The sequence below is a fragment of the Streptomyces sp. NPDC002676 genome, from assembly GCF_053592455.1.
Map to the genome: position 1 here is coordinate 1 of NZ_JBSFVT010000064.1, position 3,868 is coordinate 3,868.

General features: G+C 67.1%; 3 protein-coding genes and 2 pseudogenes. 2 read left to right on the forward strand and 3 right to left on the reverse strand.

Features of this window, described 5'->3' with window-relative positions; genetic code table 11:
* A pseudogene (locus ACWD3E_RS43175) lies at positions 1-398 on the forward strand (hypothetical protein); the annotation flags it as partial.
* 371 nt (positions 399-769) lie between these two features.
* Here ACWD3E_RS43175 and ACWD3E_RS43180 read toward each other — a convergent pair.
* The 3 genes and pseudogenes from ACWD3E_RS43180 to ACWD3E_RS43190 all read right to left on the reverse strand — a co-directional run bounded on the left by ACWD3E_RS43180 (position 770) and on the right by ACWD3E_RS43190 (position 3,340).
* Positions 770-1,744, reverse strand: coding sequence for an EamA family transporter (locus tag ACWD3E_RS43180; protein WP_451392927.1), 975 nt, complete (start codon positions 1,742-1,744; stop codon positions 770-772).
* 407 nt (positions 1,745-2,151) lie between these two features.
* A pseudogene (locus tag ACWD3E_RS43185) lies at positions 2,152-2,280 on the reverse strand (IS5/IS1182 family transposase); the annotation flags it as partial.
* A 349-nt stretch (positions 2,281-2,629) separates the two neighbouring features.
* Positions 2,630-3,340 (reverse strand): hypothetical protein, encoded by a 711-nt coding sequence (locus tag ACWD3E_RS43190; RefSeq protein WP_451392928.1) that lies wholly within the window; start codon positions 3,338-3,340, stop codon positions 2,630-2,632.
* Between the two features lie 33 nt (positions 3,341-3,373).
* Between ACWD3E_RS43190 and ACWD3E_RS43195 the strand changes: the two genes are divergently transcribed.
* Positions 3,374-3,787 carry a hypothetical protein gene (locus tag ACWD3E_RS43195; RefSeq protein WP_451392929.1) on the forward strand — a complete coding sequence of 138 codons (414 nt, stop codon included), beginning with the start codon at positions 3,374-3,376 and terminating at the stop codon, positions 3,785-3,787.
* Positions 3,788-3,868 lie beyond the last annotated feature (81 nt).

A 3,868-nucleotide genomic window follows, 5' to 3' on the forward strand; every position in this document is an offset into this window, starting at 1 on the left:
ATGCGACCGCGGCTCGCGCCGCTGGTATCACCGGCTGCTTCCACCACTTCGAGCTGGTCGAAGTGTTACTCGACGACGGCTACCTGGGCCTGAGCAGTGACCATCCCGGCCAGGCGCTCACCCCGCCCAGAAAGCCCCGGCCCGGAGCACTGCCCGGCAGGGTCGAACAGTGGGAACGCGATCGGCACGATCACTCATCCCCGGCTGATGCCGGGTTCGTCCCTCAGCCGAAGCGGTGGATCGTGGAGCAGACGAACGGGATCTTGATGCTGCACCGGCGGCTGGTGCGCGATTACGAGCACCGCTCGGCCTCGGCTGAGTCCCGGGTGTACTGGGTGATAAGCGACGTGATAGCCCGTCGGCTGACCGGCAGCGCGAAGTCCTGGCGCGGCGCATGAATGGCGGGGAGTTAACCCTGGGGGCGGGCTGGAGCTGCCCGATCCGGTCCCGCCTGCGCTGTCGGCGTCCGCCCCGCAGCCGTCGAACAAGGCGGCCTACCAGGAGATCCTGGCGGTGTTCACCGAGACGGTTCGGTCGATGCGGGCACGGGGCGTGTGCGAGGCCATGGACCTGGACGTGACGCCGAACAACATCAACAACATCCGGATGAAGCTCAAGCGCCTGGCCTGACGCGGAATCCTGACCGAGTCCGAGCCGGGACTGTTCGCACTGCCACGACCGTAGCTGCCCGGCGCGGCCATTCCCTCCGCAACGGCGAAACGGACATCCACACACGTGCCGCCCTCTTGGGAGGACAGGCTCCTTTTGGCTACCTGCTGCGATGGCGTTCGCCAGTGACGATCAACGCGACAGCTGCCACGATCACTGTGCCGCCGATGACAACGTTCTGGGTGAGGGGCTCGTGGAGGACGAGGGCGCCGAGAATGACTGCGACGACGGGATTGATGTAGGCGTAGGTCGACACCACCGAGAGAGGCGCCGCTTGCAGCAACCACACGTAGCAGGTGAAGGCGCCGAGGGAGCCGAATACGACGAGGTACGCCAGGGCGCCCCAGGAGCGGCCCGAGACGGCGTGCAGGTGGAAGCCTGACGGCTCACCACGCAGGACCGCCAGGAACAGACAGCCTATGCCGCCGGCCACCATCTCGTACGCGGTGGCCACGAACGCGTCGCCAGGCACTGAAATGCGGGATGAGAGGACGGATCCGAGTGCCCACAGCAGCGTACCGGCGACCATCACAATGACGCCGGTTACCGCTGTCCGGCCGCTCAAGCCCGGTGTGGTGAGGACTAGCAGCCCCAACACCCCGAGTCCAACGCCGACGAGCGCCATGACGCTGGGCCGGTACCCACTGCCGACGCGCAGCAGGATCATCCACACCGGCGTGAGCGCCACCAGCAGCGCAGTCAGGCCGGAGGGCAACTGCGTCTCTGCGAGGAAGGCGAGGCCGTTGCCACCGGTCAAGAGCAACAGGCCGACGAGTGCCGCAGAAGCGAGCTGACGCGGCGCCACATAGAGCGCTGCGGTACCTCGTCGCCACGCCAGCCAGGCGAGGAGCAGGGCGCCAGCGGTGATGAAGCGGGCGGCGGCCGACAGCAGCGGAGGCATGGTTTCGACGGCGATCCGGATGCCGAGGTAGGTGGAACCCCACACGATGTAGACGACCGCGAGCGCGAGCCAAGCCATCCCCGACATCGACTGCGGTCGGTGAGCAAGTTGTTCGAGGCCCGCCGAAGCCTTCGGCCTTGCCACCTGTCGCCCCGTGCCCAAGCGTGTCTTCATGTTCCCTCCGGTTTTCTCCTGCACATGGCGAGAAGTTAGGGCAACAAGCAGCAAAAAGCCAAGAATTCTGCCCGCCATCGGGCAGGGATTCGTAGATTGGACGGCATCGGCGCATCACGAGCGCACCAACCTCAAGCGCCTGGCCGGCCGCAGGAATCCTGACCGAGAGCCAGCCCGGGTTATTCACCCGTCCGGGACCGTAACTATCCGGCGAGCCCACGACCGACTCGCTTGCCCAACCATAACGATGAAACGGACATCAGCCCACGTATCGCCCTCTGAGGTCACGGACACTCGCGAGCGCACGCGGTGGCATCCCCCGGGGGCCAACGATTCAACGCACAGGCAGCCGAAGCGCCAGTCAGACCCAGAGTCAGGCCCCGAGCGATGCCACCTACATCCTCACTGTCGTAGCGCGTGGCCACGGCTCGGGAATGCTTGAGTGTATTGATCGTCCGCTCGACTTCGTTGCGTCGCTTGTACATCTCTTTGTCGAAGCCCGTAGGCCGACCTCCTTGGCTGCCCAGCCGCTGGCGCTGCGAAGTGCTGCAGGACATCGAGCAGTTCGTGTGCCTCCGAGAGGGTGAACAGCGGCAGGCGCGGCTCGTACAGCTCTGGGATATCGCGGGCGGGATCGAGAAGTTCATCCATGCCCGGGGCAACGGGCAACGGGCACCGGCGCAGGAGGTTACGGATGCCCGGCCTTGCGCGGAACCGGCCAGGGGCCGAGCGCCCCTGCCGGCCTGCCGGACCGGCAGGCCGGCAGGCCTGTGCACCAGTGCAGGACGGGCATCCAGACGTTCGGCGCGCAACCGGGCTTGTCGTCGCCCCGGGGCACGACCACCAAGTTTGTGGTCGGCACTCGACACATGGGTGGCGCAGTAGTCACCTGATCGGCTTCACCATGTCGGAGCGGATCCGGAGCGTGGTTCGGGCGGCGGTTTTCAGGTCGACGTCCATCGAGGTCATGAGAGTCATGTCGGCCACCCGGGCCCAGGTGTTGCCGTCCGCCCAGGCGCAGACCGGGTAGGTGAGCGTCGATTTGGCGTCCCATGTCCGGGTCACCACCTCGCAGCTGACCTTGATGCGGGAGCCGGACGGGGTGACGTCCTTCGGTGGCACGAGCACCTCTACTCGGGTGTGGCGGGAGCCGTTGCGCGCCAGTACGCCGGCGCGGACCTCGTCGGTGTTCCTGAACCGGCCGTACATGCCGGTCACGGTGAGGACGCCCCAGTTGCCGCTGCCCGGGCGATACACCGCGGCGACGCCGTGGACGGCCTTGGCGTCCCTGCTGAGCCTCCAGCTTCTCTCCAGCGTCCGGCCCAGGGTCGGGGAGTCGTCCTTGCTCAGCTTGTAGTGGCCGTCAAGCAGTGCCCTGGGCACGGTCAGGGCGACTTTGGCCCGGGGGTAGCTGCTTTCGACCTTCTTTGCGATCAGCGCCAGTGTCGCCAGGAGCACGATGATCAGGAGGAAGATCCCGCCGATGATCCCCGCCATGAGGCCGACCCGGCTCTTCTCCGGCGGGGTCGGGGACGGGGCGTCCCAGGGCAAGAGAGGCATCTGGTACGGCGACTGCGGCGCCGGAGGCATGGACACGCCAGAACCGTACTCGACGCCGTCCACGACGCCATGATGCGGCGACGCTGCGCACCGACCGAGGGTGGTTCGTCGACGACGCCTCCTGGGGCCGCCGGCCTCGCGATCGAAGATCCCGCGCAGGACTCGGTCCTCCAAGGGCAGGCTCCATGGCCGGCCTGGGCGGACCGCGTCCGCTCCCTCACGCTCGCCGACCAGGCCGAGATCCTCGCCCAGCGGACCCGCATCGGTGAACTGCTAGGCCAGATCCGTGACTTGGAAGCAGAGTGGACCGAGGAGGCCGTCCATCGGATCACCACCGAGAACACCACGCTCAAGCAGTGCGTCCGCCAGCTCAACACCGACAACCGCACCCTCGGCGAGCGGCTCAAGGCCGCCTGCTCCAACCTCCGCATCCAGGACCGCCGCGTCGCCGACCTCGAAGCCCGCCTAATAGGACTCCGTTAGGTTCTTCTCGATCTTGGTGTCTTGGGGGTTCTGCTGGGCAGGGGCCGGTGGCAGGTGGTGCAGACGCCGGTCCAGCACCTC